At 68.6% G+C, this 24650-nt stretch carries 25 protein-coding genes, 1 tRNA gene and 1 pseudogene; 12 read left to right on the top strand and 15 right to left on the bottom strand.

What is annotated here, in order from left to right:
- Nucleotides 1–4: 4 nt before the first annotated feature.
- The gene (locus ASC46_RS16430) at nt 5–727 is read right to left on the bottom strand and encodes a protein tyrosine phosphatase family protein (RefSeq protein WP_055460383.1); all 723 of its coding nucleotides are present in this window, start codon (nt 725–727) and stop codon (nt 5–7) included.
- Nucleotides 728–921: 194 nt separating this feature from the next.
- On the opposite strand from ASC46_RS16430, the gene ASC46_RS16425 reads away from it, so the two are divergent.
- The 3 genes from ASC46_RS16425 (at nt 922) to ASC46_RS16415 (ending at nt 2921) form a co-directional block, all read left to right on the top strand.
- Entirely contained in the window at nt 922–1428 is a 507-nt protein-coding gene (locus tag ASC46_RS16425; RefSeq protein WP_055460382.1) for a GNAT family N-acetyltransferase, read from the top strand.
- A gap of 108 nt (nt 1429–1536) precedes the next feature.
- On the top strand, nt 1537–2073 hold the full coding sequence (ppa, locus tag ASC46_RS16420) for an inorganic diphosphatase (protein ID WP_055460381.1): 537 nt from the start codon (nt 1537–1539) through the stop codon (nt 2071–2073).
- Between the two features lie 197 nt (nt 2074–2270).
- Nucleotides 2271–2921 carry a LysE family translocator gene (locus ASC46_RS16415; protein ID WP_055460380.1) on the top strand — a complete coding sequence of 217 codons (651 nt, stop codon included), beginning with the start codon at nt 2271–2273 and terminating at the stop codon, nt 2919–2921.
- A 12-nt stretch (nt 2922–2933) separates the two neighbouring features.
- Here the strand turns inward: ASC46_RS16415 and trmD are convergent, their stop codons facing one another.
- From trmD to ASC46_RS16385, 6 genes are all read right to left on the bottom strand, one after another.
- Nucleotides 2934–3623, bottom strand: a complete 690-nt coding sequence (gene trmD / locus ASC46_RS16410) for a tRNA (guanosine(37)-N1)-methyltransferase TrmD (RefSeq protein WP_055460379.1) — start codon at nt 3621–3623, stop codon at nt 2934–2936.
- Nucleotides 3624–3626: 3 nt separating this feature from the next.
- Complete coding sequence (gene rimM / locus ASC46_RS16405) at nt 3627–4235, bottom strand: ribosome maturation factor RimM (RefSeq protein ID WP_082464877.1); 609 nt, start codon at nt 4233–4235, stop codon at nt 3627–3629.
- The gene (gene rpsP / locus ASC46_RS16400; protein ID WP_055460377.1) at nt 4232–4606 is read right to left on the bottom strand and encodes a 30S ribosomal protein S16; all 375 of its coding nucleotides are present in this window, start codon (nt 4604–4606) and stop codon (nt 4232–4234) included. Before rpsP ends, rimM begins: the two co-directional genes overlap by 4 nt.
- Before the next feature lie 106 nt (nt 4607–4712).
- On the bottom strand, nt 4713–6275 hold the full coding sequence (gene ffh, locus ASC46_RS16395) for a signal recognition particle protein (RefSeq protein WP_055460376.1): 1563 nt from the start codon (nt 6273–6275) through the stop codon (nt 4713–4715).
- Between the two features lie 432 nt (nt 6276–6707).
- Nucleotides 6708–7076 (bottom strand): DUF488 domain-containing protein, encoded by a 369-nt coding sequence (locus ASC46_RS16390; protein ID WP_055460375.1) that lies wholly within the window; start codon nt 7074–7076, stop codon nt 6708–6710.
- The gene (locus ASC46_RS16385) at nt 7073–7912 is read right to left on the bottom strand and encodes a GyrI-like domain-containing protein (RefSeq protein ID WP_055460374.1); all 840 of its coding nucleotides are present in this window, start codon (nt 7910–7912) and stop codon (nt 7073–7075) included. Before ASC46_RS16385 ends, ASC46_RS16390 begins: the two co-directional genes overlap by 4 nt.
- A 173-nt stretch (nt 7913–8085) precedes the next feature.
- Between ASC46_RS16385 and dapF the strand changes: the two genes are divergently transcribed.
- Nucleotides 8086–8955, top strand: a complete 870-nt coding sequence (dapF, locus tag ASC46_RS16380) for a diaminopimelate epimerase (RefSeq protein WP_055460373.1) — start codon at nt 8086–8088, stop codon at nt 8953–8955.
- Nucleotides 8955–10193 carry a tRNA (N(6)-L-threonylcarbamoyladenosine(37)-C(2))-methylthiotransferase MtaB gene (gene mtaB, locus ASC46_RS16375; RefSeq protein WP_055460372.1) on the top strand — a complete coding sequence of 413 codons (1239 nt, stop codon included), beginning with the start codon at nt 8955–8957 and terminating at the stop codon, nt 10191–10193. Before dapF ends, mtaB begins: the two co-directional genes overlap by 1 nt.
- Before the next feature lie 3 nt (nt 10194–10196).
- Here the strand turns inward: mtaB and ASC46_RS16370 are convergent, their stop codons facing one another.
- Nucleotides 10197–10901, bottom strand: a complete 705-nt coding sequence (locus ASC46_RS16370; protein WP_082464876.1) for a GntR family transcriptional regulator — start codon at nt 10899–10901, stop codon at nt 10197–10199.
- Between the two features lie 392 nt (nt 10902–11293).
- Between ASC46_RS16370 and ASC46_RS16365 the strand changes: the two genes are divergently transcribed.
- The 4 genes from ASC46_RS16365 (at nt 11294) to ASC46_RS16350 (ending at nt 15624) form a co-directional block, all read left to right on the top strand.
- Nucleotides 11294–12301, top strand: coding sequence for a 4-hydroxythreonine-4-phosphate dehydrogenase PdxA (locus ASC46_RS16365; protein WP_055460371.1), 1008 nt, complete (start codon nt 11294–11296; stop codon nt 12299–12301).
- A gap of 55 nt (nt 12302–12356) precedes the next feature.
- Entirely contained in the window at nt 12357–13349 is a 993-nt protein-coding gene (locus ASC46_RS16360) for a Bug family tripartite tricarboxylate transporter substrate binding protein (protein ID WP_425349161.1), read from the top strand.
- Between the two features lie 205 nt (nt 13350–13554).
- Nucleotides 13555–14055, top strand: coding sequence for a tripartite tricarboxylate transporter TctB family protein (locus tag ASC46_RS16355; RefSeq protein WP_055460369.1), 501 nt, complete (start codon nt 13555–13557; stop codon nt 14053–14055).
- 51 nt (nt 14056–14106) lie between these two features.
- Nucleotides 14107–15624 (top strand): tripartite tricarboxylate transporter permease, encoded by a 1518-nt coding sequence (locus ASC46_RS16350; protein WP_055460368.1) that lies wholly within the window; start codon nt 14107–14109, stop codon nt 15622–15624.
- 90 nt (nt 15625–15714) lie between these two features.
- Here the strand turns inward: ASC46_RS16350 and ASC46_RS16345 are convergent, their stop codons facing one another.
- A complete protein-coding gene (locus ASC46_RS16345) occupies nt 15715–17115 on the bottom strand; it encodes an NAD(P)H-dependent oxidoreductase (protein WP_055460367.1) in 1401 nt (466 codons plus the stop codon).
- Between the two features lie 167 nt (nt 17116–17282).
- On the opposite strand from ASC46_RS16345, the gene ASC46_RS16340 reads away from it, so the two are divergent.
- Nucleotides 17283–18038: a GntR family transcriptional regulator gene (locus tag ASC46_RS16340; protein WP_055460366.1), complete on the top strand. Its 756-nt coding sequence runs from the start codon at nt 17283–17285 to the stop codon at nt 18036–18038.
- Here the strand turns inward: ASC46_RS16340 and ASC46_RS16335 are convergent.
- Nucleotides 18032–18508, bottom strand: a complete 477-nt coding sequence (locus ASC46_RS16335; protein ID WP_055460365.1) for a BA14K family protein — start codon at nt 18506–18508, stop codon at nt 18032–18034. The two genes, ASC46_RS16340 and ASC46_RS16335, sit on opposite strands and share 7 nt — an antisense overlap.
- A gap of 289 nt (nt 18509–18797) precedes the next feature.
- On the opposite strand from ASC46_RS16335, the gene ASC46_RS16330 reads away from it, so the two are divergent.
- Nucleotides 18798–19412 (top strand): glutathione S-transferase family protein, encoded by a 615-nt coding sequence (locus ASC46_RS16330; RefSeq protein WP_055460364.1) that lies wholly within the window; start codon nt 18798–18800, stop codon nt 19410–19412.
- A gap of 38 nt (nt 19413–19450) precedes the next feature.
- On the opposite strand, the pseudogene ASC46_RS16325 reads toward ASC46_RS16330, so the two are convergent.
- Together ASC46_RS16325 and ada are read right to left on the bottom strand one after the other, a co-directional pair.
- Nucleotides 19451–20184, bottom strand: a pseudogene (locus tag ASC46_RS16325) (2OG-Fe(II) oxygenase).
- Nucleotides 20181–21254: a bifunctional DNA-binding transcriptional regulator/O6-methylguanine-DNA methyltransferase Ada gene (ada, locus tag ASC46_RS16320; protein ID WP_055460363.1), complete on the bottom strand. Its 1074-nt coding sequence runs from the start codon at nt 21252–21254 to the stop codon at nt 20181–20183. The pseudogene ASC46_RS16325 and the gene ada overlap by 4 nt, the downstream one beginning before the upstream one ends.
- Before the next feature lie 254 nt (nt 21255–21508).
- Between ada and ASC46_RS16315 the strand changes: the two genes are divergently transcribed.
- A complete protein-coding gene (locus ASC46_RS16315) occupies nt 21509–22708 on the top strand; it encodes a GGDEF domain-containing protein (RefSeq protein ID WP_055460362.1) in 1200 nt (399 codons plus the stop codon).
- Between the two features lie 37 nt (nt 22709–22745).
- Here the strand turns inward: ASC46_RS16315 and ASC46_RS16310 are convergent.
- The 3 genes from ASC46_RS16310 to ASC46_RS16295 form a co-directional block, all read right to left on the bottom strand.
- Nucleotides 22746–22822: transfer RNA gene (locus ASC46_RS16310), tRNA-His, on the bottom strand.
- Between the two features lie 150 nt (nt 22823–22972).
- Nucleotides 22973–23677 carry a phasin family protein gene (locus ASC46_RS21330; protein WP_082464873.1) on the bottom strand — a complete coding sequence of 235 codons (705 nt, stop codon included), beginning with the start codon at nt 23675–23677 and terminating at the stop codon, nt 22973–22975.
- Nucleotides 23678–24103: 426 nt separating this feature from the next.
- The gene (locus ASC46_RS16295; protein ID WP_055460359.1) at nt 24104–24487 is read right to left on the bottom strand and encodes a phasin; all 384 of its coding nucleotides are present in this window, start codon (nt 24485–24487) and stop codon (nt 24104–24106) included.
- Nucleotides 24488–24650: the final 163 nt, after the last annotated feature.

Raw genomic sequence — 24650 nt, 5'->3', positions numbered from 1 at the left:
AATTTCACTCGCGCCGCATGATGCGGTCGACGATCATGTCGGAGAAGAAGCCGGGCTTGAACTCGCGTTCCAGCCGCTCGGGATCGTAGCTCTCGGCAACCCAGGTCAGGAAATCCTGCCCCCTGGGTTCACCCTCGCGCCGGTAGGTCTCGAAGAAAGCATCGAGAATGCCGGTCTTGGCAAAGCGGAAATGGCCGAAGCGCAGCGAGAGCTGCCGCATCGCCTCGGCCACTGGCCGCTTTTCGTGGATGACGAGGTAGAGCGCCGCCATGAAGCCGGCCCGGTCGGCGCCCGACTTGCAGTGGACCAGGACCGGATATTCCAGCGTCTCGAAAAAATCCTTGGCCGCGAGGATCGTCGCACGGTCGGGCGCTCCGCGCGAGCGCACGACGAAATCGGTCAGCCGGATGCCGAGCTGTTCGCAGGCCTCGCGCTCGAGCGGCCAGGAGCCGTATTCACGGCCACCGCGCAGGTTGACGATGGTCCGAACGCCGGCCCGCGCCGCCGCACGGATCTGGTGCGGCGCCGGCTGGGCCGCGCGCCAGAAGCGCTCGGTCACGCGGTGACGGTTGAGGTAGGCGAGCCGGAAGATGCCATGATCGACGAAGACCATGTTGACCCAAGCGCGCCAGCGGTCGAGCCCGTCGGCGACGGGTCTGTCCCAGCGGGCGATGCGCGCCATGCGGCGCCGATAGCGCTCCTCCGGCTTTCGGAAACGGTTGATCAAGCGTCCTCTCGACACATGCGGCCATTGGTCCCGCTCATCATCAGAACGGTCCCGGCGCGCAGACGGCTTTCATCCCGCGGGGCATAGCAGCCCCGGTCGAGGCCTGCAATCTCACCGATGTAGATACACAAAGCCTGTTCAACAAGGCGTGTGGGCCTTGTAAGGGGGGGCGAAGCGCGCGTATTTTGGTTGTCATGAGCGAGCTCGTCATCAGCCTGCGACCGGCACGCCCCACCGATGCGGTGGAACTGGCGGCGGTGCATGATGCGGCCTGGAAGGAAGCCTACCGGGGCGTTCTGCCCGGCGTCGTCCTGGAGCAGATGCTCGCCCGGCGCGGCCCGCGCTGGTGGCGCAACGCGGTGACGCGGCCACGCCGCATCAGCGTCGTCGATTTCGGCGGGAAGCTGGCGGGCTATGCTATCTACGGGCCGACGCGCAGCCTCAACCTGCCACAGGGCGGCGAGATCGACGAGCTCTATATCGACCCCGTGATGCAGGGTATCGGCCTTGGCACCCGCCTGTTCGCCGCAGCCCGGCAGGAACTGGCGGCGGAGGGCCGGCGCGGCCTTGTCGTCTGGGCGCTTGCCGACAACGAGCGTGCCTGCCGCTTCTACGAGCGCCTGGGCGGACGCGTCGCGGCCGAAACTAGCGCCCTCTTCGGCGGCCGGTCCTGTGCCAAGGTCGCCTATACCTTCGCCTGACACTGCCTTGTACATGAAGGGCCGGCTTGCGAAGCCGGTCGCACGTGCGTACTAGAGGGGCGGCCGCAAGGGTGCGGCGCACCATCTGCCCTCAGGAGTGACATATCCATGCGTCTCGACGCGATCGCGATCGGCAAGAATCCGCCCCACGACGTCAATGTCGTCATCGAGGTGCCGATCGGCGGCGAGCCGATCAAGTACGAACTCGACAAGGAGGCCGGCACGCTGGTCGTCGACCGCTTCCTCTACACGGCCATGCGCTATCCGGGGAACTACGGGTTCATTCCCCACACGCTCTCCGATGACGGCGACCCCTGTGACGTGCTGATCGCCAACACGCGCGCCATCGTGCCCGGCGCCGTGATGTCGTGCCGCCCGGTCGGCGTCCTCATCATGGAGGATGAGGCGGGTCAGGACGAGAAGATCATCGCCGTGCCGTCGCGCAAGCTCACCAAACGCTACGACCGCTGCGAGAATTACACGGACCTGCCCGAGATCACGCTCAGGCAGATCGAGCACTTCTTCGAGCACTACAAGGACCTCGAGCCCGGCAAGTGGGTGAAGGTGGTGCGCTGGGGCGACGCAGAGGAAGCCCGCCGCCTGGTCCAGGAAGGCATCGACCGCGCCAAGGGCGCCAAGAGCTAAGGCCCGCGTCGGGCACAGGCTGCCCTTGCTGCTGCCCGATCTTGTTTGACCCGCATTCGTCTTTGCTTCTCACCCTCTGCCCGCCTGCGGGGAGAGGGTGAGAGCACCGACCCACCATCTGCCGCTGGCAAATCCCGATTGACAGCTTCGCCCGGCCGCAGGCTTGATGGCGAAAATCCTTCGCGAGGACGTGCGGAATGGACATCGTCATCCCCGGCGCCGCCAATCTCGGCCTGTTCGTCAGCGCCGCCCTTCTTCTGCTTCTGATCCCCGGCCCGGCCGTGCTCTTCATCTTCGCCCGCTCGATCGAGCAGGGGCGACTCGCCGGCTTCGTCTCCATCGCCGGCATCCATGCGGCGACGCTGGTGCATGTCTTCGCCGCGGCCGTCGGCCTGTCCGCGGTGCTCGCTTCCTCGGCGCTCGCCTTCAGCATCGTCAAATATGCGGGCGCGGCCTATCTTATCTGGCTCGGCCTCCGGAAGCTCTTCGGCCCCGCCGAAATCACCTCGGTCGATGTAGCCCTGCCCCGCCACAGCCATGCGCGGCTCTTCCGCGACGGCTTCATCGTCAACCTGCTCAATCCGAAGACGGCGCTGTTCTTCCTCGCCTTCCTGCCGCAGTTCGTGGAGGTGAGCCGCGGCTACGTGGCGATGCAGATCGCCTTGCTGGGCTTCATCTTCACGGCCCTCGGCCTCGTGACCGACGGTCTCTATGCGCTCGCGGCCGGCACGGCGGGCAACTGGCTGAAGCGCAGCCGCGACTTCCTCAGACTTGAGCGCTATGTCAGCGGCGGCCTCTACATCGGCCTCGGCGTGACGGCGGCCTTCGCCGGCAACGGCAAGAAATAGGCGCGGCTTCTTTCAAGTCTTCCGCTGTTGCCACAGGTCCGGGCGGCGCGCGCGCGTCAACCGCTCCGCTTCTTCGCGCCGCCACCGCGCGATGGCGGCGTGATTGCCGGACAGCAGCACGTCGGGAATGGCACGCCCCTCCCATTCGCGCGGGCGCGTGTAATGGGGATATTCGAGCAGGCCGCCCTCGAAGCTCTCCTCCTCGCCCGAGGCCTCCTTGCCCATGACACCGGGCAGGAGGCGCACGCAGGCGTCCATCAGCACCATGGCCGCGATCTCGCCGCCGGAGAGCACGTAATCGCCGATCGACACCTCCTCGAGCCCGCGTCCCTCGATGACGCGCTCGTCGACGCCCTCGAAGCGGCCGCAGACGATGACCGCGCCGGGGCCGGCGGCAAGGGCGCGCACGCGCGGCTGGTCGAGCGGGCGCCCCCGGGGGCTCATGAGGAGGCGCGGCCGCGGGTCGTCCGCGGGCGCGGCGGCATCGATGGCGGCGGCGAGCACGTCGGCGCGCAGCACCATGCCGGCGCCGCCGCCGGCGGGCGTGTCGTCCACCGCCCGGTGGCGGCCGAGGCCGTGGGCGCGGATGTCATGGGTGTCGAGCTGCCACAGGCCGCGCGCCAACCCCTCGCCCGAGAGGCTCTCGCCGAGCGGGCCCGGAAACATCTGCGGATAGAGGGTGAGGACGGTGGCCTGCCACATGGGTCAGCCCTCGCCCTCGTCGTCCTCGTCGCCCGCAGCGAGGCTCTCCGCCGCCACGACCACCCGGCCGCCGACGATGTCCACCTCCGGCACGAACGCCTTGGTGAACGGCCACATCACGGTGGGGCCGCCCTCCGCCGGGGCGACCTCCATGACGTCGCCCGCCCCGAAATCGTGCAGGGCGACGATGCGGCCGAGCACCGTGCCGGCCGGATTGTGAACGGCAAGGCCGATGAGGTCGGCCTGCAGGTATTCGTCCTCGTCGAGTGTCTCGGCATCGAGGCTCTCGCGCGGGACATAGAGGCGCAGGCGCGTCAGCGCCTCGGCCGCCGTGCGGTCGGTGATGCCGGCGACGCGCACGACGAGCATGTCGGCCGTGCCGGCGACGGGTCGCGCCGCCTCGATGCGGAAGCGGCGGCTGCCGTCCTCGCTCTGCAGGGTCGTGAAGCGGGCGATGGCCGCCGGCTCGGCGGTGTAGGACTTGAGCCGCACCTCGCCCCTGAGCCCCTGCGCGCGGCCGAACTCGCCGACGAGCACGAGCCGCCGCGCCGCGCCCGACGAAGCGGGGGCGGCGGACGACGGCCCGGTCGCCCTTGAGGAGCGGCGGCTCACGCCTCGGCGGCGGCTTCAGCCGGCGCGGCAGCGGCCTCGGCCGCGGCGGCACGCTCGGCGGCGCGCTCCTGTGCCTTCTTGCCCGGCTGGGCCTTCTGCGGGTTGTTGCGGGCCGGGCGCTTCAGGACGCCGGCGTTGTCGAGGAAGCGCAGCACGCGGTCGGTCGGCTGGGCGCCCTTGGCGATCCAGGCCTTGGCCTTCTCGATGTCGAGCGCGACGCGGGCCGGATCGTCCTTGGCCTTCATCGGATCGTAGGTGCCGATCTTCTCGATGAAGCGGCCATCACGCGGGGAGCGCGAATCGGCGACGACGATGCGGTAGTAGGGGCGCTTCTTGGCGCCGCCGCGCGTCAGGCGGATCTTGAGAGACATAGGTTCTTCCTTTCCACTTTCAGTTGGTCCAGCCCGGCGGCACCCAGAGGTCCGCCGGAGCCGATATCAGCCGCCGCACGCGCAGCGGGTTGATCTCTTCAAAGGCTCACTTCTTCTTGCCGAAGGGGAAGCCGGGAAGACCGGGCGCTCCCGGCCCTTTGCCGCCGAGCCCCGGCAGGCCGGGCAGCTTCGGCGCCCCGAAACCGCCGGGCGGCAGCGGCGGCAGGCCGCCGGCGCCACCGGGCATGGTCTCGGGCAGGCCGCCGGGCAATTGCCCCTTGAGCTGCTCCAGCATCTCCGGCGTCGGCTGCGGCATGCCGCCCCCGAGGCCGAACATCTTGCCGAGCGCCCCGCCCATGCCGCCGCGTCCCCCCCTGCCCATCATCTTCATGACGTCGGCCATCTGGCGGTGCATCTTCAGCAGCTTGTTGACGTCCTCGACCTTGGTGCCGGAGCCGGCGGCGATGCGCTTCTTGCGGCTGGCCTTGAGAATGTCGGGGTTGCGCCGCTCCTTCGGCGTCATGGAATCGATGATGGCGCGCTGGCGGCGGATGACCTTGTCGTCGAGATTGGCGTTCTCGAGCTGGGCCTTCATCTTGCCGATGCCCGGCAGCATGCCGAGCACGCCCTTCATGCCGCCGATCTTCTCCATCTGGCCGAGCTGCTCGCGCAGGTCGTCGAGGTCGAAGGCGCCCTTGCGCATCTTGTCGGCGATGCGCTTGGCCTTCTCGGCGTCGATGGTCTCGGCCGCCTTCTCGACGAGAGAGACGATGTCGCCCATGCCGAGGATGCGGTTGGCGACGCGCCCGGGGTGGAACTCTTCGAGCGCATCGACCTTCTCGCCTGTGCCGACGAGCTTGATGGGCTTGCCGGTAACGGCGCGCATGGAGAGCGCGGCGCCGCCACGGCCGTCGCCGTCCATCCGGGTCAGCACGATGCCGGTGACGCCGAGGCGCCCGTCGAAGGCCTTAGCGGTATTGACCGCATCCTGGCCGGTGAGGCTGTCGGCGACGAGCAGCACCTCGTGCGGCGCAGTCGCGGCACGCACCTCGGCCGCCTCCGCCATCAGCGCCTCGTCGACCGTAACGCGGCCGGCGGTGTCGAGCATGACGACGTCGTAGCCGCCGAGGCGGGCCGCCTCCATGGCGCGACGGGCGATCTGCACCGCCGACTGGCCGGCGACGATGGGCAGCGTGTCGACGCCCACCTGCTTGCCGAGCACGGCGAGCTGCTCCATGGCCGCCGGGCGGCGCGTGTCGAGCGAGGCCATGAGCACGCGGCGCTTCATCCTGTCGGAGAGGCGCCGGGCGATCTTGGCCGTCGTCGTCGTCTTGCCCGAGCCCTGCAGGCCGACCATGAGAATGCCGACGGGCGCGGGGGCGTTGAGATCGATCCCCTCGGCCTCCTTGCCGAGCATCTCGACGAGGGCGTCGTGGACGATCTTGACGACCATCTGGCCGGGAGAGACCGACTTGATGACCTCGGTGCCGACGGCGCGGCTGCGCACCGTATCGGTGAAGGAGCGCACCACCTCGAGCGCGACATCCGCCTCGAGCAGCGCGCGGCGCACCTCGCGCAGGGCCTCGTTGACGTCGTTCTCGGTCAGCGCGCCGCGACGCGTCAGGGAGCCGAGAATGCCGGACAGCTTGTCGGACAGGCTTTCGAACATCGTCTAGCGGTCCTCCGATGGGGTCCTGCCGGCACGCGGGCAGGACGAGGCACTGCGCCCGACATGGGCCGCCCCGATCCGTTCCGCAATGTCCGCCTCAGCGCGTCGCATCATGTCTTCCCGTGACCCGAGGGCCCAAAGCGAAACGCACCCGAGGGCGCAACGCGCTGTCGGGTGTTGACCTCCAGCCTCACGGGCTGGGCGGCGGCTCGCGAACGGACCGTTCGGGCTTTGACCGCGTCCTTATGCTGCGGCAGGCCTTGCGAGTCAAGGAAAAGGGAATGAGCGCCGCCGTCTCGCCCGCTGCAGAGACGCTGCAGAGATAAAGATCGAGAGGCCACATACGAGCCGCGCTGTTCCCCTCCCCCCACTGCGTGGGGGGAGGGAGGAGCTTCGGCGGCGATGTCTGCATGCGGCGGGCCGGAATGAAGCCTATTCCTGCCGCCCCAGCAAAAATGCCCTTAGCAGCACGGCACTGTTCTGTTCACGGTTGCGAGCGGCCGACAGCAGCGTGATCTTGCCCTTCTTTGCCTCGGCCCGCAGCATCGCAAGACCTGCCTTGGCATCGCTCTGCGCCGCCTCGAGCTCCGCGCGGTAACGGGCCTGGAATTCCCCCCACTTCGCCGGTTCGTGGCCGAACCACTTGCGCAGGTCCGGCGAGGGCGCGACCTCCTTCAGCCACAGATCCCACGGCGCCGTCTCCTTGGCGATGCCGCGCGGCCACAGCCGGTCCACCAGGATGCGCTTGCCGTCCCCCTTCTCCGGCGGATCGTAGACGCGCTTGACCGCGATCTCGCTCATTGCGGGGCTCCCGCTTCTGGTGTCTTCGGGGCGTCTGTACCTGGCTCTGCCGGCGTGGCGGGCGGGGGCGCGGAGGCCGGCGGCGGCGCGCTGCCAGGAGGGGCGGCGGGCGGAGGCGCGCCCGCCTCGACCGGCTGAACGTAGATGTAGACCTCGAGGCCGGCATTGTCGCCGCTCGTCAGGTCCGTCGCATATTCCTCGATGAACATGTCGCGGACCGTGATGGCCTTGGCGTCGAGATAGGCGGTGATCGCCTCGTAGGTGGAATCGATCTCGTCGTAAGGGCCCTTGTGCACGAAGCGCAGGGCCTTGCCCGATGGCGTCGTGCCGAAGCGGATGCCTTGCGGCGGCGGGGCTGCGCCCGCAGCCGGGGCCGTCTCGACCGGCAGCAGCGCGTCGTAGCGGAACCCGGTGTCGTCGGTCTCGAGGAAGAGCACCACGGGGCGGCCCGCGATCTTGACACCGGCACCGTCGAGAAAGTTGCGCAGCTTGCCGAAAGCGTCCTTAAGGGTCCTGACGATATCGTCCCATTGCGCCCGTCCGCCCGCGATGGCGGCCAACTTCTCCGGCAGCACCACCTCGTCGACGTCGCCGGCATTGGCCGGCGGCGGCACGAGCGTCGGCTGCGCGGGTGTCGACAGGCTCGGCGGCGGGGGCGGAGCGTCCGCCGGCGGAACGGCTTCGGCGGGAGCGGCCGAAGCAGCGCCAACAGCCGGGGCATCGGCCGGCGCCGGTGCGGCTGCCGCCGGTCCCGCGAGCACGAAGACGAGAGCGCAAGCGGCAGCGCAGATCCCGCCGCGAGCCGCACCGATCAAGGGCCACGAAGCCGTCGTCATCTGCTGCACCCAACCGTTTCGCGCAAACCCGCGAATCGCCCTGCCCAGTCTCCCCGACCATAGGCGGCTTTGGGCGAGGCCGCGAGACGCGCCGTTGCGGAAGGGACTCGCGCTTTTGCGCGACATGGCCCATATACCGGAGGAATTTCGCGGCCCGGCCGCCGGACAATACGATGAACGCGCTGATCGGACACCCCTTTCTCAAGATGAACGGCCTCGGCAACGAGATCGTCGTGCTCGACCTGCGCGGGCAGCGGCACGTCGTCACGCCCGCCGAGGCGCGCGCCATCGCGGCCGATCCCGCCTCGCATTTCGACCAGCTGATGGTGCTCAACGACCCGCGCACGCCCGGCACCCACGCCTTCATGCTGATCTACAACGTGGATGGCTCGCTCTCCGCCTCCTGCGGCAACGGCACGCGCTGCGTCGCCTGGGCACTGACGCGGGACGGAGCGCGCGACGAACTCCTGCTCGAGACCGAGGCCGGGCTGCTCGCCTGCCGGCGCGAGGGTGAATGGCTCTTCACCATCGACATGGGCGCGCCCCGCCTGCGGTGGGACGAGATCCCGCTCGCGGAGGAGTTCCGCGACACGCGCGCCATCGAACTGCAGATGGGCCCGATCGACGCGCCGGCGCTGCACTCGCCCTCGGTGGTCAGCATGGGCAACCCGCACGCCATCTTCTGGGTGGAGGATGTCGAGGCCCACGACCTCGCCCGCCTCGGGCCGCTCCTCGAGAACCATCCGATCTTCCCCGAGAAGGCGAACATCTCGCTCGCCGCGGTGAAGAGCCGGGAGCACGTGGTCGTCAAGGTGTGGGAGCGCGGCGCCGGCCTGACGCGCGCCTGCGGCTCGGCCGCCTGCGCCGTCGCCGTCGCGGCCGCGCGCAAGGGCCTCGCCGGTCGCAAGGTGCGCATCACCCTGCCGGGCGGTGACCTCTTCATCGATTGGCGCGAGAGCGACGGCCACGTCATGATGACGGGGCCGGTCGAATTGGAGCACGAAGGCCGGTTCGCCGCGGAGCTCTTTGCGGAAACGGCCTGATGGGCGTCGAGGTTGTCACCTTCGGCTGCCGGCTCAACATCGTCGAGTCGCAGGTCATGAAGCGCCACGCCGAGGCGGCGGGGCACGACGAACTCGTCGTCGTCAACACCTGCGCCGTCACCAGCGAGGCGGTGCGCCAGGCGCGCCAGACCATCCGCCGCCTCAAGCGTGAGCGGCCCGACGCCTCGATCGTCGTCACCGGCTGCGCGGCACAGGTCGACCCGGCGAGCTTCACGACGATGCCCGAGGTCGCGAAGGTTCTCGGCAATGCCGAGAAGCTCGAGGCGGCGAGCTGGCGCGGGCTCGCCGCCGGCGAGAAGGCGGCCGTCGGCGACATCATGACGGTGCGCGAGACGGCGACGCATCTCGTCGACGGCTTCGACGGCCATGCACGTGCCTTCCTGCAGGTGCAGAACGGCTGCGACCACCGCTGCACGTTCTGCATCATCCCGTACGGGCGCGGCAACTCCCGCTCGGTGCCGATGGGCGCAGTGGTCGAGGCTGTCAAACGCCTCGTCGACAACGGCTATCGCGAGGTGGTGCTGACCGGCGTCGATCTCACGGCCTATGGTCGCGACCTGCCGGGCGCGCCGCCGCTCGGCCGGCTCGTCGGCCAGATCCTCAGGCACGTGCCGGACCTGCCGCGGCTGCGTCTGTCGTCCATCGATTCCGTCGAGGCGGACGAGGAGCTCCTCGCCGCCATCGCCGGCGAGCGGCGGCTGATGCCGCATCTGCACCTGTCACTGCAGGCCGGCGACGACATCATCCTGAAGCGCATGAAGCGCCGGCACCTGCGCGAGGACGCCATCCGCTTCTGCGAAAGCGTGCGGCGGGCACGGCCCGACATCGTCTTCGGCGCCGACATCATCGCCGGCTTTCCGACCGAGACGGAGGAGATGTTCGCGCGCTCGCTCGCCATCGTCGGCGAATGCGGGCTGACGCACCTCCATGTCTTCCCCTTCTCGCCGCGGCCCGGCACGCCGGCGGCGCGCATGCCGCAATTGCCGCGCGAAGTGGTGAAGGAGCGCGCCGGGCGCCTGCGCGCCGTCGGCGCAGAGGCCCGCCGGCGGTTTCTGGCCACCCAGGTCGGCACCCGCCAGAGTGTCCTCGTCGAGCGGGGCGACGTCGGCCATACGGAGGGCTTCGCGCTGGTGCGCCTGCCGCCCGGCCTCTCCGTCGGCGCTGTCGTCGACGTCGCCATCGCGCGCCACGATGGGGAAGCGCTGATCGCCGCCTGAGGTCTATGGGAGCGTCTCCCTGACGCGTTCCCAGCTGTTTCGCATGTGATTGGCGAGGATTATGGCGAGGCGGTCGGGGTCGCGGGCGGTGAGGGCCGCGATCATCTCCTCATGCTCAGAGACGGCCTCGTCCCACTTAGGCGGCTCCTGGTTGCCGAGGAAGCGGATGCGCTTGAGGCGCGACTGCAGCGTCTCGTGGATATCGGCGAGCACCGCATTGCCCGAAAGGCGCACGATGGCCGTGTGGATGGCTTGGTTGAGCTTGAAGTACTCAAGCCGGTTGCGGCTTTCGTAAAAGGCCATCATGCGCGCATGCAGGCCGGCGACCGCGGCGATGTCGGCGTCGCTGGCGTTGGCGCAGGCGAGGCGCCCGGCCTCGGCCTCCAGCGTCGCCAGTACGCTCAGCATGTCGTAGACGTCCTTCGGCGAGAAGCGGCGCACGATGGCGCCGCGGCTCGGCACCAATTCGATCAGCCCCTCGCGCGCCAGGAACTTCAGCGCCTCGCGCAGGGGCGTGCGCGAAATGCCGAGCGCCGCGCCGAGCTGGCCCTCGTGGACGCGCGTGCCCGGCGCCAGCTGGCCCTCGGTGATCATGTCGCGAATGCGGATGACGACCTCGTCGTGCAGCGTGCGCCGGGCGATGGGGCGAGCCTCATCGGAGGCCGCCTCGGGCCTGTCCGCCGACGGGGCGATGGTCTCGTCTGTCATGCTCACCTGTGACCTGGGCCTCGTGTTCGGCTCGGAATAGGAGCGCCTTGGATCGCCAAGGGATCTTGTCCGGTCTCCCTGGGGCGGAAGGGATCGGCGGGCGAAGGGTCGGGCCTGGTCAGCCGTGACCTCTTCCGCTGTCCCGCCGACGCTCCCTTGGCAAACCCTTCGACTCCCTCGGCGAATCCTTTGCGCATCAAGGGTCATGATGCCTGTGGTCGGGGCGCCGGTCAATTGAACGCTGTAGGATGGCATTCTGTATACAGCATACTTGACGACAGCATTGCACCCCTCTAGCCTCCCCAAGTCATCTCGAGGAGGTCCGCACCGTGGCTCTCAGGCCGCTCAATTCTGCTCCCCAGCCGACCGTCACCCCAACGATCGCACTCGCCATGGGTGATCCCGCCGGCATCAGCCCGGAACTCATGGCCAAGGCCCTCGGCCTCGACGATCTGCGCGCCGCCGCCCGGCTCGTCGTCTTCGGCGACCGGCGCGTCCTTGCCGCCGGCGCCGCCGTCGCGGGCGTTTCTCCCGAGATCGCCGTCGTTGGCGATCCGGCCGAGGCCTCCGCGGACGAGACCCGCCCGATCCTTGTGGACCTTGGCCATCTCGACCCAGCCACCATTCGCCCAGGGGAGGTGAGCCGCGCAGGAGGCGCCTTCGCCGTCGCCAATTTCCGCGCCGCCCTGGACTACGCCATGGCCGGCCATGCCCAGGCAGTCGCCTTCACCCCCTTCAACAAGGCGGCCATGCGCCTCGCCCACCCCACCTACGAGGACGAGATCACGTTCCTCAAGGAGGAGATGGGGGAAGACGGTCCAGCGAGCGAGTTCAACATTCTCGAGGGCCTGTGGAATGCGCGCGTCACCTCGCACGTGCCGCTGAAGGATGTCGCCGGCCTGATCACGCGCGAGGCCGTGCGCGATGGCCTCGCCCTCGCCGACGACGCCATGCGCCAGGCTGGGTTCGTACGCCCGCGCATCGCGGTGGCGGGACTCAACCCGCATGCGGGCGACGGCGGCAACTTCGGCCGCGAGGAGATCGAGGTGATCGCACCGGCGATCACGGAGGCCAAGGCCCGCGGCATCGCCGCCGATGGACCGTTTCCGTCCGATACCGTCTTCCTGCGCGCCAGGGCCGGCGCGTTCGACGCCGTGCTGACCATGTACCACGACCAGGGTCAGATCGCCATGAAGCTCATGGGCTTCGACCGCGGTGTCACCCTGCTCGCCGGCTTCCCTGTCCCCGTGCTCACCCCCGCCCACGGGACGGCATACGACATCGCCGGAAAGGGCATCGCAAACATCGGCGCAACACACGCCGCATTCGCGCTCGCCGCAAAAATGGCCGGCAAGAGGCTTGCGGCGCACGAACCGGAAGCCCGCACGGCCGCCGGCTGAACAATCCGCCCGGTCCGTGGCGGCAGGGAAGAGGAAACTGGAGGAAACGATGATGATGAAGAAAGCACTGATGGCGGCAACCGCGCTCGTCGCGGCACTGGGCATCTCGGCGGCCGAGGCCGCCTGGAAGCCCTCGAAGCCGGTCGAGTTCGTGGTCACGTCGGGCCCCGGTGGCGGCACGGACCAGTTCGCCCGCACCGTGCAGGCCATCATCACCAAGCACAACCTGCTCGACCAGCCGGTCGTCGTCGTCAACAAGGGCGGCGGCAGCGGCGCCGAAGGCTTCGTCTACGGCAAGACGGCGGCAGGAGAGCCGCACAAGGTCATCTTCGCCACCAACAACGAGTGGCTGCTGCCCCTCGTCGCCAAGCTCGCCTTCAAGCCAGACGACCTGACCCCGGTCGCGGCGATGGCGGTCGACGAATTCCTGCTCTGGGTGCCGGGAGATTCCCCTCACCAGGACGCCAAGAGCTTCATCGAGGCGGCCAAGGCCGCGCCGGGCAAGATGAAGATCGGCGGCAGCCAGTCGAAGGACACGGATCACATCCTCGTCAAGCAGATCGAGAAGGCCGCCGGCATCAAGGTGACCTACGTGCCCTTCAAGAGCGGCGGCGAGGCGGCGACCCAGCTGGCCGGCGGCCATGTCGACGCCAATACGAACAACCCCGCGGAGAACCTCGGTCAGTGGAAGGCCGGCGGCGTGCGCCCGCTTTGCGTCTTCGCGCCCGACCGGATGGCCAAGGGCGAGCCGGTGGTGGACGGCAAGGGCTGGGCAGATATCCCGACCTGCAAGGAGGCCGGGGTGCCGCTCGAGCACTACCAGATGCCGCGGACCGTCTTCCTGCCCGGCGACGTGCCGCAGGAGGCCGTCGCCTTCTACGTCGACCTCCTGAAGCAGGTGCGCGAGAAGCCGGAATGGCAGGAGTACATCACGCGCACGTCGCAATCGAACCGTTTCTTCGCCGGCGAAGACTTCCAGACCTTCATCAGGAACAATGAGGATGAAGGCCGCGCCGTCATCGCCGCCGAGGGCTGGCTGGTGAACTGAGGCGTCGACACGCTCTCGTCTGCGACAAGCCGGCCAAGGGCTTGCCGGAGACTGGCGCGGGGGTCGCAGCGTGTCAGGGAGCGTATTGCCATCTGCATGCTGCCCCTTGCCCGTGTCCCTCCCCGCGAGTGGGAGGGACAAATGTTGCCGCCATTCGCCGAATGAACAACGACAAGAGCGGGCGAACCGATCGAGGAGGAGACCCATGTCGACGAACGAAAGAAGCCTCGTTTCCCGCTTCGCCATGGAGGTCGCGACCGGCTGCGCCACGCTCGCCGCCGGCGTCGTCGTCGTCCTCGGCGCGCTGGAGTACGAGATCGGGTGGGACGAGGGCGGGCCGCAGCCGGGCTATTTCCCCTTCTATGTCGGCCTCATCATCATCGCCGCGAGCCTCGGCGTGCTGGGGCAGGCCTTCCTCAACCACAGGCGCTCACGCGAGGCCTTCATCACGCGCGAGGGCTTTGCGCGGGTGATGGCGTTCTTCCTGCCGCTCGCGGCCTTCACGGTTGGCTCCTATGTGCTCGGCCTCTACGTCGGCACCTTCGTCTATCTCGCCGGCGTCATGATATTCCAGGGCGGCTATCGCTGGCCCTTCGCGCTCGCCGTCGCCGGCGGCATCACGGGCTTCTTCTTCGTGCTGTTCGAGCGCTGGTTCCAGGTGCCGCTGCTCAAGGGGCCGCTCGAAACCCTCTTCGGCATCTACTGACGCACCACCGCACCAAGAAGCCGCGCATAGCGGCCAGCAGGGAGAAAACGGGTGGAAAACATCGCTTCCCTCATGCATGGCTTCGGCGTCGCGCTGACCATGCATCACGTGCTCCTGATGATGCTCGGCGTACTGCTCGGCATCCTCGTCGGCGTGCTGCCGGGCCTCGGCGCACCCAACGGCGTCACGCTCCTGATGCCGCTGACCTTCTCGATGGATCCGATCTCGGCCATCATCCTCTTGACGAGCATGTACTGGGGTGCGCTGTTCGGCGGCTCCACGACGTCGATCCTCTTCAACATACCGGGCGAACCCTCCTCGGTGGCGACCACCTTCGACGGCCATCCCATGGCGAAGCAAGGGCGCGCTACGGAAGCGCTGACCTATGCCTTCCTCTCCGCCGGCTTCGGCGCGCTCGTCGGCGTGGTGCTCATCACCGTATTGTCGAGCTGGGTGGCGAAGTTCGCCCTGCGCTTCTCCTCGCCCGAGTTCTTCGCCGTCTATTTCCTCGCCTTCGCCTCCTTCATCGGCCTCGGCGGGTCCTCGCCCTTCAAGACCGTCATCTCGATCATGCTGGGCTTCGCCTTCACGGCGGTGGGCATGGACACGGTGTCGGGCAGCCTGCGCCTCACCTATGGCATCGACGAGCTCATCCGCGGCATCAGCTTCCTCGTCGCGGTCATCGGCCTGTTCGGCATCGGCGAGTTGCTGCTGACCATGGAGGAGGGACTGCGCTTCGATGGGGTCAAGGCGCGCGTGTCACCGCGCAAGGTCTTCGCGACGCTGCTGACCCTGCCGCGCTACTGGTTGACGCTGCTGCGCTCGGCGGCCATCGGCTGTTGGATGGGCATCACCCCCGGCGGGCCGACGGCCGCCTCCTTCATGAGCTACGGCCTCGCCAAGCGCTTCGCCCGGCGGCGCGACGGCTTCGGCAAGGGCCGCGAGGAAGGGGTCATCGCGCCCGAGACCGCGGACCATGCTGCCGGCTCCAGCGCCATCCTGCCCATGCTTGCCCTCGGCATCCCCGGCTCGGCCACCGCTGCCGTGATGATGGGCGGCCTGATGATCTGGGGGCTTACGCCGGGGCCGATGCTGTTCATCGAGCAGAAGGACTTCGTTTGGGGCCTGATTGCCTCAATGTATCTCGGCAATGTCGTCGCCGTGGTCCTCGTGCTCGCCACCGTGCCGCTCTTCGCCGCCATCCTGCGGGTGCCCTTCGCCATCATCGGGCCGGTCATCCTCGTCATCTGCGTCAGCGGCGCCTATACGGTGGCCGGCGCCTCTTTCGACCTCTGGCTGGTACTGATCTTCGGCGTCGTCGGCTATGTCTTCAAGAAGCTCGACTATCCGATCGCGCCGATGGTGCTCGCCATGGTGCTGGGCGACAAGGCAGAGGACGCCTTCCGCCAGTCGGCGATCATGTCGGGTGGCGACCTGTCCATCTTCTGGTCGAACGGGCTCGTCGCCACCATCATGGCCCTCGGCGTGCTGCTGCTGGTGTGGCCGCTCCTGTCGCTTATCGTCCAGCGCCTGCGGCCGTCACGCGATGTCGGGGCGACGACCGCCTGAACGCCCTTCCTCCCCTGGCGGTAGCGTTCAGGCGCTGCCGCGCCTTCTCCACCCCGGGGCCATCGGCCCCGGGGCTTTTCCTGTCTCGCCTCAGGCCGCGGCCGAAGGGCCGAAGAAGGCGGCGTCCTGCGCCTGACGCAGGGCCAGGAGAACGGAGCCCGAGGCGACCTCGATGTCGGCCATGGTGACGAGCGCCCCCTGCCGGACGGCACGTATCAGGCGCTGGTTGGCGGCGAGGTAGAACGGCGCCGGTGCCGCTGCCGACAGCGGCGCGGCGGGCTGCAACTCGGCACCGAGACCATCGATCGTATGATGATGCCCGCCCATGGCGAGTACCGTCCCGGCCGGCAGGTCGCGCTCGGCCCGCGCGACGAGATCGTAGCGGGGCTTCGGCGCCGCGGCCCCGGTCGAGGCGCCGTGAATGGCCGCCTCGAGCACGCTCGTCGCCGCCTCGAGACCGAGCAGGTGGCGCGGCAGGAGGATCGTGGCGTGATTGCCGGTGCGGCTGACGAGATGGCCCTTCTCGGCGAGGATGCGCCACGTATCCTTGTCGGTGCAGCGCACGACGACGAAGACGCCGCCGGCCGCGCTGACCTCGTGCGCGCCACGCAGGCAATGGAATACGTCGAGCCTCCCGGTGCCCGCGAGGAGCCCGCCGTCCTCCGCCGGACACAGGAGGGAGGCCACCTCGTCGATGCGGGCGATGGGCGCGTGCAGGTCCGGCCGGTCGAAGGACAACCCGGTCGCATTGGCGACGAGGAGCAGTTCGCACAGGTCCGGCACGGCCCGCTGAGGCAGCGCCGCCGCGGCGCGGGAGCGTGCAGCGACCCGCTCCCGCGCCGCGGAATCGCCCAGCCGGCCGAGACAGGCGAAGCCGGACGCAGGAACGGTGCGACCGTTGCTGGTGATCGCCTCTTCCGCCGCGTCGAGCACGAAGTCGTATTCGCTCGACTTGCCGGCGGCGACGATCTCGAAGCCGAGCACCTCGGCCCAGGAGATGAGGCCGATCAGCAGGCTCGGCTGATCGCCGTCGACGGGCGTCACGACGACGCCCTTCTCCCGCGCGCGGCGGGCGAGTTCGGGCCCGACGACGCTGTCCACCTCCTTCGAGACGAGCACGAGATGCCGGCCGGCCGCGATGGCGAGTTCGCCGTGACGAGCGCCGGCTTCCGGGTGGCCCGTCGCCTCGATGACGACGTCGATCGGAAGGTCGACCACCCAGGCAAGATCGCCGGCGGCGAGAAAATGGCCGGCGGCCCAGGCCGCGGCCGCCTGTTCGGCCGTCTCGCAACGGCGGATCCGCTCCGCCGGGATTCCCACCGCGCGCAAGGCCGCGGCAGCAGCGACGGAATCGACGTCGACCGCGATGCGCGCATTGACCGCCTTCATGTGCTGCGCCTGCAGGAGAAAGCTGCGACCGAAGCTGCCGGTGCCGACGATGGCGGTCTCCACCGGCGGACGCCCGGTGGCGAAATAACGATGGTAGTTCATGGGGATCCCGTGGCGCTCCTGTCGTTGCTGCCTCTGTCGACTGGCGGGTCGGCAAGGCCGCCCATCGTGGACATGATGACAAATTGCATGCAATATAGCTATCATGATTCACAGATTCCGCTTCATTCAACCAATATGATGCATATTTGCATTCAATAAGAAGATCGATGGAGAACTTGCAGATGTCCCGCGGCCGGCTGACGTCGGTCGTCGCCGAGAGGATCCGCGACATGATCGTCGGCGGCGATCTGCCGGCGGGCGAGCGGATCGGCGAGCGCGCCCTAATGGAACGGCTCGGCATCACGCGCACGCCGCTGCGCGAGGCTTTCAAGGTTCTGGCGGCAGAAGGCCTCGTCGAGATCGTGCCAAACCGCGGCGCGCTGGTGACGCAGCTATCGCTCGCGGATGTCGATGCGGCGATAGAGGTGCTCGTAGGGCTCGAGACCATAGCGGCTCCGCTCGCCTGCGAGCGGGCGCTGGAGGATGAGATCACGGCCATCGCCGATCTGCACCGGCGCATGGTGGAGGCGCACGGCACCGGCGACCTGATGGGTTATTTCCACCTCAACCAAGCGATCCACCAAGGCATCGTCGACGCGGCCCACAATGCCGCGCTCTCGCGGGTCTATCGCAGCGAGAGTGCCCGCATCCGCCGTTATCGCTACACGGGGAACCTCGACGGGGTACGCTGGGCGCGCGCGCTTCACGAGCACGCACAGATTCTCGATGCCTTTCAACAGCGCGCGGGGGCGCTGCTGCGCGAGATTCTGCGCGCCCACCACCTCGCCGGCTGGCGCGTCACCCGGGCCATGCTCGCCGATGCGGCGCCCCATGAAGGCAGGCGGCCGGCGCGCCGTCGCTCCCGGACAAAAGAAAACCCCGCTCAAGGCGGGGCTCCATCAGTTCCCTCCAACCGTCAGTAATATGGCGAGATGCATTGCTGACGCGGCCCGTTATAGGGCTGGAAGGTGTTGTCCGAGGCGCGGTACGACCGGTAGCGGTCATAGCACCAGCGCACGTGCGCATCGCTAACGCTGCCACGCCGATAGGCGGGCGGCGCCGCCTGCACGGCCTGACCTGCGATGATGCCGCCGACGATGGCGCCTGTCGCAAAGGCCGCCGGCGGGAACCACCAGCCGTTATAGCGGCGCCAGCCCGGCCGTGCGTAGCGATAGCCGCGATGTCCGTTGTAATAGTAATAATCGCCGCGACGATAGAAACCGCGGTCGACATGACGCGGCGGGCGGTAGCGATACTGTACGGTCTCGATCATCTCACCGGCCGGCAGGGCGCGCTCCACCCGCAGCGGCATGGCCTGCGCCGTGGCGCCGCTCGCGCCGACGGCAGCCAGGGCCAAGGCCGCCGCACCCGTCATGGAAAGCAATAGTTTCATCGTTCCCGTCCTCCATTTTTTCAATCTTGGTCCAGATTGCCGCCGGCCCGCTGAACCAATTCTGAATGTGAAATTAAATAATGGTAATGTTCCTCATGGAGAGATGCTCAAACCGATCCCTCAACAGAACGCTTGGCTCGGGCACAGGTTCCCTTTCCGGCAGATCGAGCCTTTCACATTTCATGAGATCATTCACGTTCGGGAACATGGCTGTTGGGCCGCAACTCTCCCGTTGACTTCCTCGATAGCCGGTACAATCTGCGATCCCTACAACCGGCGGGAGCCGCCCATGTCCGAAGAGGTCACCTTCTATTACAACCCGCGCTCGCGGGCGGTCATCGTGCACTGGATGCTGGAGGAGGTCGGCGCGCCCTACCGCGTCGTCACGCTCGACATGGAAAAGCGTGAGCACAAGGCTCCCGCTTTCCTCGCCATCAATCCGATGGGCAAGCTGCCGACCATCGTCCACCGCGGTGTCGTGGTGACGGAAACGCCGGCCATCATCGCCTATCTGGCCGACGCCTTTCCCGCCGCCGGGCTCAGCCCGGCAACGAACGATCCGGCCCGCGGCGCCTATTATCGCTGGCTCTTCTTCGGCTCCGGCTGCTACGAGCCGGCGACGCTCGACGTCATGCTGAAGCGCGCGCCTCTCGAGGGACCGCAGAAAGGCATGGCCGGTTGGGGCGGCCATGAGGACGTGCTGGCGACGCTGAAAACGGCGCTCACCCCGGGTCCCCATCTTCTCGGCGACCGTTTCACGGCGGCGGATCTCTATATCAGCGCGGAACTGGCTTGGGGCATGATGATGGGCGTCCCCGGCCTCAAGGGCGACCCGGTGTTCGACAGCTATGTGGCCCGTCTGCGCGAGCGCCCGGCCTTCCAGCGCAGCATCGGCGCCAGCTGACCACCTGGGGCGGCGGCTCCAGGGCCGCCGCCGCTCCTTCACGTCGCGTCGTGGAAGATGAGGCCGAGCGTGTGCCGGCGCCCCGCGCGCACGCGGCTGACGCCATGGCGCAGGTTGACGCGATAGGCGCCCTTCGCGCCATCGACGGGACGGTTGTATACGGCAAAGACGACCGCACCACCCCGGCGCAGTGGTACCACCTCGGCCCGGCTCTGCATGCGTGGGCGCTGATCCGTCATACGAACTCGCCGCCGGAGAAATCCGCGCCCGGCTGCGACAGCAGCACGGCGACCTGCAGAGGAAAGGCGAGCTCACCATAAAGATCCTGGTGCAGGCAGTTGTCGTCGCCCGGCCTGTAGCGCAGCAGGAGCGACGTCGGCCGCGCCTGCCCGGCTGCGTGGCATTGCGCGAGGAAATCGGCGCGCCTGCAGGAGTAGACGACATCCACCGCGAGCCGCGCATTCCCGCGATTGGCGATCTCCGCGAGCGGCGGATAGAGCGCCGTGCGCAGCGCGGCCAGCCGGTCCGGCAGCGGGTAGCGGAAATACTTGTACTCACCGCACCCAAACCCCTGCCGCGCCATGTGCATATGGCTGCGGAACCGCGCTTCGTCATCGTAGAGCGCGGCGATGCCGGTGCATTCATCCGCGCTCAGAAGGCCGGGCAGCACGGCACAGCCGAAGCCGTCGAGCTCCCGCGCCAGCTCGGGCCAGCCGTAGCGCGCAACACGGTCGGCGGCGATGTCCGGCGTCATTTGCGCAAGGGCCGTCATGCCTTCGCCTCCCGGGCGAGAAGCGCGCGCTTGCGCTCGACGCCCCAGCGATAGCCGGAGAGATCGCCGTCGCGGCGCACCACCCGGTGGCAGGGCACGGCGATGGCGAGGCCGTTGGCGGCGCAGGCATTGGCGACGGCCCGCACCGCCTCCGGCCGGCCGATGCGCCGGGCAAGATCGGCATAGCTCACAGTGCTGCCGGGCGGGACCTCGCGCAGCGCCTGCCACACCCGCTGCTGGAAGGCCGTGCCCCTGAGATCGAGCGGCAGGTCGAGCCCGAGCGAGGGCGCGTCGACGAGCCCGACGACCCGGGCGACGAGAGCGGCGAAAGCCGGGTCGTCACCGACGAGGCTGGCACGCGGGAAACGGTCCTGCAGATCGCGGGCAAGCACCTCCGGATCGTCTGCGAGGGCGATGGCGCACACGCCCTTGTCGCTCGTGGCGACGAGCACGGCCCCGAGCGAGGACTGGCCGATGGCGAAACGGATCTCGGCATCCTCGCCGCCGCGCCGATAGGCCGTTGGCGTCATGCCGAGCATGGCGTTCGACGCCGCATAGAAGCGGCTGCTGGAATTGAATCCGGCACCGTAGATGGCCTCGGTGACGCTGACATCTGCTTGAGCCAGTTCCTCGCGCAGGCGCCGCGCGCGCCGGGCCGCGCCATAGGCCCGCGGGGTGATGCCCGTCACGGCCTTGAAGACGCGGTGGAAGTGGAAGGGGCTGAGGCCAGCCGCCGCGGCAAGTGCCGCGAGGTCCGGCATCTCCTCGGCCTCGTCCATCATGCGGCAAGCGCGCGCCACGGCTGCGACATGGCGGCTCGCCACGGTCGCCGCCGCTTCGTTCGGCCGGCAGCGACGGCACGGACGGTAGCCAGCAGCTTCCGCTGCCGCGGATGTATCGTAGAAGGCGACGTTCTCGCGTCGGCCGCGGCGTGAAGGGCAGGTCGGTCGGCAATAGACGCCGGTCGTCCGCACCGCGTAGACGAACCGTCCGTCGCTCGCCACGTCCCGGCTGAGCACGGCTTGCCAGCGTGCATCCTCCACCGGCTCTGTCCGCGTGATGACGTTCATGGCTGGCTCCTGAACTTCCCCTGAAACGTCATCCCGTTTATGACGCGCCCCGCCGCGAGGCACTCCGCTCCTTGCTGCCGAATTCGAAACGGCAGGCCCGACCGACGATAGTACCAGGGTGGTCGATGGTCACGCCCGCCCCACACGCGGGCCAGCAACGGTGCCGACAATCCGCCGAGTCCCGTGCGAAATTCATGGCCATTGCCGCAGCGACACGGTATCGGCAATGCTCCACCCATCAGCGTGCCCGAGGCATGGACGTGCTCGATCTCGTGACCGCCCTCGTCCTATGGTCGTCGGCCACCGCGACGGTCGCCATCGTGCTTCTGGTCGTCTGGTGGCGGAACCGGGCGTTCATGGCAAGCCTCTGGTGGTCGGGGGCCTTCGCCCTCATGTCGGTCGGCCGGCTGCTGCTGGCTCTGCGCGGCCATGTCGCCGACATGTGGGCCATGGAGGTCGCGGTCGCACTGTCGCTCGCCGGCTTTGCCTTGTCGCTGACCGGCTTCTCCGTTCTCGACAAGCTGAAGCCGCGCCCGTGGTTCCTGCTGCCGCTCGCGCTCTGGGCGCTTGGCTGCCTTACCCCGTTCTTCGCCGCCAGCGGCAGCTTCCGCATCATGCTGGCGAACGGCACGGCGGGGCTTGCCTATGTGCTGCACGTCGCCGTGCTGCGGCGAGCCGGACGGCGCTCGCCGGCGCGGCGCTGGCTCTCCCAGATCTTCTGGTTCGCCGTCGGCCTGAACGTCGCGTCGCTCATCCTCGCCGCGCTGTTCCCACCTGCCGATTTCTTCTCCTACCGGTTCGCTGCCGCGGCCCTCGTCGCCGGGCTCGCCGCGCTGGTGGCCACCGCCATCGCCGGCGCCCGCCTCCTCGTCGAGGAGACCGAGCAGGGGCTGCGCCAGCTCATCGAGACCGATCCCCTGACCGGTGCGCTGAACCGGCGCGGCCTCGCGCAGCGTTTCGACGGCATGGCCGCGAACGGCCGACGTGATCCGCCGCTCATCGCGATGCTCGTCTTCGACCTCGACCACTTCAAGCGCGTCAATGACCGGCATGGCCACCAGGCCGGCGACCTGGCGCTTGCCCATTTCGCCCGCATCGCAGCCGCCAGCCTCAGGGAGGGAGATGCATTCGCGCGCCTCGGCGGCGAAGAATTCGCAGCCTGCCTGCCAGTTTCAGGCCTGGCCGAGGCCGTCGCCGTCGCCGAGCGCATCCAGGGCGCCCTGCGGTCCACGCCGCTGAATGTCGCAGGCCGTCCCATCAAGATCACGGCCAGCGTCGGAGTGAGCACACGGCCGCGGCTCGTTGCGACGCTCGACGAACTCATTGCCGCAAGCGACCGTGCACTCTATGCCGCCAAGGCCGGAGGCCGTGACTGCATCATGACCGACGACGACGCCCCCGGCGCCGGCGAAAGACGCCTGCGGCCACGCACGTACAGTGCCCCGCAGGGGTGATCGCCTGTCGATGATGAGGAGAGGTCGTGACACAAAATGGTACAGCTGCCCCGGCTTGAACGGGGGACCTCCTGATCCACAATCAGGCGCTCTAACCAACTGAGCTACAGCTGCACAGCCCGGGGAGCCGAGGGCTCCGCAGTCAGGCGGAAACTAGGCGCATCGCTTTGCGATTTCAAGCCCCTTCGCCGCGTCGCGAAGGGGCTGTTGACAGCGCGCCGCGCAGGGGCCGCAAGGCGTTCCGTCGCCCGGGATTGGGGGCTTTCAGCCGCCCCGCTTCAGCCGGGTTTCCTTGCTCCAGGTATCGACGATGCGGCGTACGGGGCTGATCGAGGTCTCGGCGATGCGCCCCGTCGTCTCGGCGATGTCCTTGAGACGCGACGACGTCATCTCATAGCCCTGCCGCCAGCCCTTGGTCTGCAGTTGCACGGCTTCAGAGAACGAGCCCGCACCGAGCATTTGCCGCCACAGTCCGAAGGCGGCATCCGCCTGAGCCCGCATGAGATCGAGCACCTTGCCGTTGATCTCCACCGCGCCCTTGGACGCAATGCCGGCACTCTCGGCGAGCCCACCCTGCAGCTGTTCGAGCGACTGCCGGACCACTGCATAGCCGTCACGCACTTGCGTGAGGCCGACCCGGGTCAGCGCCTCGACACCCGACGCAGCCTGCCGCTCGCCGACGGCGGCCTCAACCCGTCGGGCCGCCTCTGCGCCGCGATCCAGTGCTTCGGCCACCGTGTGGGCCACCGCCCGCGCGGTCCGCACCACCGACGACGAAGCCACCGGAGCCGCCTTCGCGGCCGGCCGAGACGTGGCGGATGGTGTCTTGCCGACGGGTTTCACCGGCACGGCGGCGACCTTTCCGGCGCCAGAGGCCGTCTTGGCCGGCGTCGTCCGGGCTGCCGAGACTGCCGGCTTGGAAACGCTTGCAGGCTTGGAAACGCTTGCAGGCTTGGCGGGCTTCGTCACCTTAGCGGATGTCGCGGCCTTGGCCCGTTCGGACGCAGGAGCGGATTTCGGTGCCGGTGCATCCCCGGCCGACGCCGACTTCGGTAGCGGCGCCCCGGCTGCGGACGCCCGGGCTGTGGCCTCCGCGGCCGATTCCTTTGCCGCTGCCTCCCCGGCGGGACTTGCGGAAGGCTCCGGTCGCTTCGGGGCAGGCGCGGACGAGGCCTGCCCAGTCGGCGTGGCGGATATAGCGGACTTGGCCGACGGTGCCGCCGGTACCGACGAGGCAGGCATCGCAGCAGACGTACCGGCAGGCGCCCCGGCAATTGCGGGCTTCGCCGCCGGAGCGTCCTCGACCTGCGGACCCTGACCTTGCGGCTGCGACGCCCCGTTCGACTTCGCATTGGCCATGGTCGATCTCCTTCACATGTTACGGAACGCCAAGCCTCAGGCCTTGCGCTTGGTGGCTTCGCCCACGGCCTTCTCGGCAGCGAAGCCGAATTCCTTCATCTGCGCCTGCAGGGAGGCGAGTTGCTTCTGCAGATAGTCGGCCTGCAACTGCATGGCCTCCTGCATGTCCTTGGCGCGCACAAGTTTCTGCGCCAAGTCGAAGGCAGCGGCGATGTTCTGCTCCGCGAACGACAAGGTGCGGTGCGTCAGGTCCTGCGTGCTGGACTGAACCGTCGTGGCCGAGCCCTCGAAGGCAGTGACCGCCCTCTGCGCGGCAGCGATGAAGCCATCGAATGCCTTGCGCGCCTGCTCGACGCTACGCTCGGCGAAATCGCGCATCTCGGCGGGAATCTCGTAGTTGGGCATATCCTTGGCGTCCATGGAAACCTCCTCGGGTTATGCCGGCCTCGGGCCGCGGCAGGATTGTTGCGTTGCAATATATCATTGTGCGGCGCAAACTCAACCCGTGGCACCGCCGCCCCGTGCCGTTAACGCTAGCGCGAGGTCGCAGGGAAAGACGGCAAGGCCTTTCGTGACCTCGGGC

This window comes from Chelatococcus sambhunathii, from assembly GCF_001418005.1.
Lineage (GTDB): Bacteria > Pseudomonadota > Alphaproteobacteria > Rhizobiales > Beijerinckiaceae > Chelatococcus_A > Chelatococcus_A sambhunathii.
This window is presented reverse-complemented; position numbering and strand designations above follow the sequence as displayed.

Coding starts and splice junctions, on each gene's coding strand:
- ASC46_RS16425 (WP_055460382.1), top strand. CDS start 922: ATGAGCGAGCTCGTCATCAGCCTGCGACCGGCACGCCCCACCGATGCG.
- ppa (WP_055460381.1), top strand. CDS start 1,537: ATGCGTCTCGACGCGATCGCGATCGGCAAGAATCCGCCCCACGACGTC.
- ASC46_RS16415 (WP_055460380.1), top strand. CDS start 2,271: ATGGACATCGTCATCCCCGGCGCCGCCAATCTCGGCCTGTTCGTCAGC.
- trmD (WP_055460379.1), bottom strand. CDS start 3,623: ATGTGGCAGGCCACCGTCCTCACCCTCTATCCGCAGATGTTTCCGGGC.
- rpsP (WP_055460377.1), bottom strand. CDS start 4,606: ATGTCTCTCAAGATCCGCCTGACGCGCGGCGGCGCCAAGAAGCGCCCC.
- ffh (WP_055460376.1), bottom strand. CDS start 6,275: ATGTTCGAAAGCCTGTCCGACAAGCTGTCCGGCATTCTCGGCTCCCTG.
- ASC46_RS16390 (WP_055460375.1), bottom strand. CDS start 7,076: ATGAGCGAGATCGCGGTCAAGCGCGTCTACGATCCGCCGGAGAAGGGG.
- ASC46_RS16385 (WP_055460374.1), bottom strand. CDS start 7,912: ATGACGACGGCTTCGTGGCCCTTGATCGGTGCGGCTCGCGGCGGGATC.
- dapF (WP_055460373.1), top strand. CDS start 8,086: ATGAACGCGCTGATCGGACACCCCTTTCTCAAGATGAACGGCCTCGGC.
- mtaB (WP_055460372.1), top strand. CDS start 8,955: ATGGGCGTCGAGGTTGTCACCTTCGGCTGCCGGCTCAACATCGTCGAG.
- ASC46_RS16370 (WP_082464876.1), bottom strand. CDS start 10,901: ATGACAGACGAGACCATCGCCCCGTCGGCGGACAGGCCCGAGGCGGCC.
- ASC46_RS16365 (WP_055460371.1), top strand. CDS start 11,294: ATGGGTGATCCCGCCGGCATCAGCCCGGAACTCATGGCCAAGGCCCTC.
- ASC46_RS16360 (WP_425349161.1), top strand. CDS start 12,357: ATGAAGAAAGCACTGATGGCGGCAACCGCGCTCGTCGCGGCACTGGGC.
- ASC46_RS16355 (WP_055460369.1), top strand. CDS start 13,555: ATGTCGACGAACGAAAGAAGCCTCGTTTCCCGCTTCGCCATGGAGGTC.
- ASC46_RS16345 (WP_055460367.1), bottom strand. CDS start 17,115: ATGAACTACCATCGTTATTTCGCCACCGGGCGTCCGCCGGTGGAGACC.
- ASC46_RS16340 (WP_055460366.1), top strand. CDS start 17,283: ATGGAGAACTTGCAGATGTCCCGCGGCCGGCTGACGTCGGTCGTCGCC.
- ASC46_RS16335 (WP_055460365.1), bottom strand. CDS start 18,508: ATGAAACTATTGCTTTCCATGACGGGTGCGGCGGCCTTGGCCCTGGCT.
- ASC46_RS16330 (WP_055460364.1), top strand. CDS start 18,798: ATGTCCGAAGAGGTCACCTTCTATTACAACCCGCGCTCGCGGGCGGTC.
- ada (WP_055460363.1), bottom strand. CDS start 21,254: ATGAACGTCATCACGCGGACAGAGCCGGTGGAGGATGCACGCTGGCAA.
- ASC46_RS16315 (WP_055460362.1), top strand. CDS start 21,509: ATGGACGTGCTCGATCTCGTGACCGCCCTCGTCCTATGGTCGTCGGCC.
- ASC46_RS16295 (WP_055460359.1), bottom strand. CDS start 24,487: ATGGACGCCAAGGATATGCCCAACTACGAGATTCCCGCCGAGATGCGC.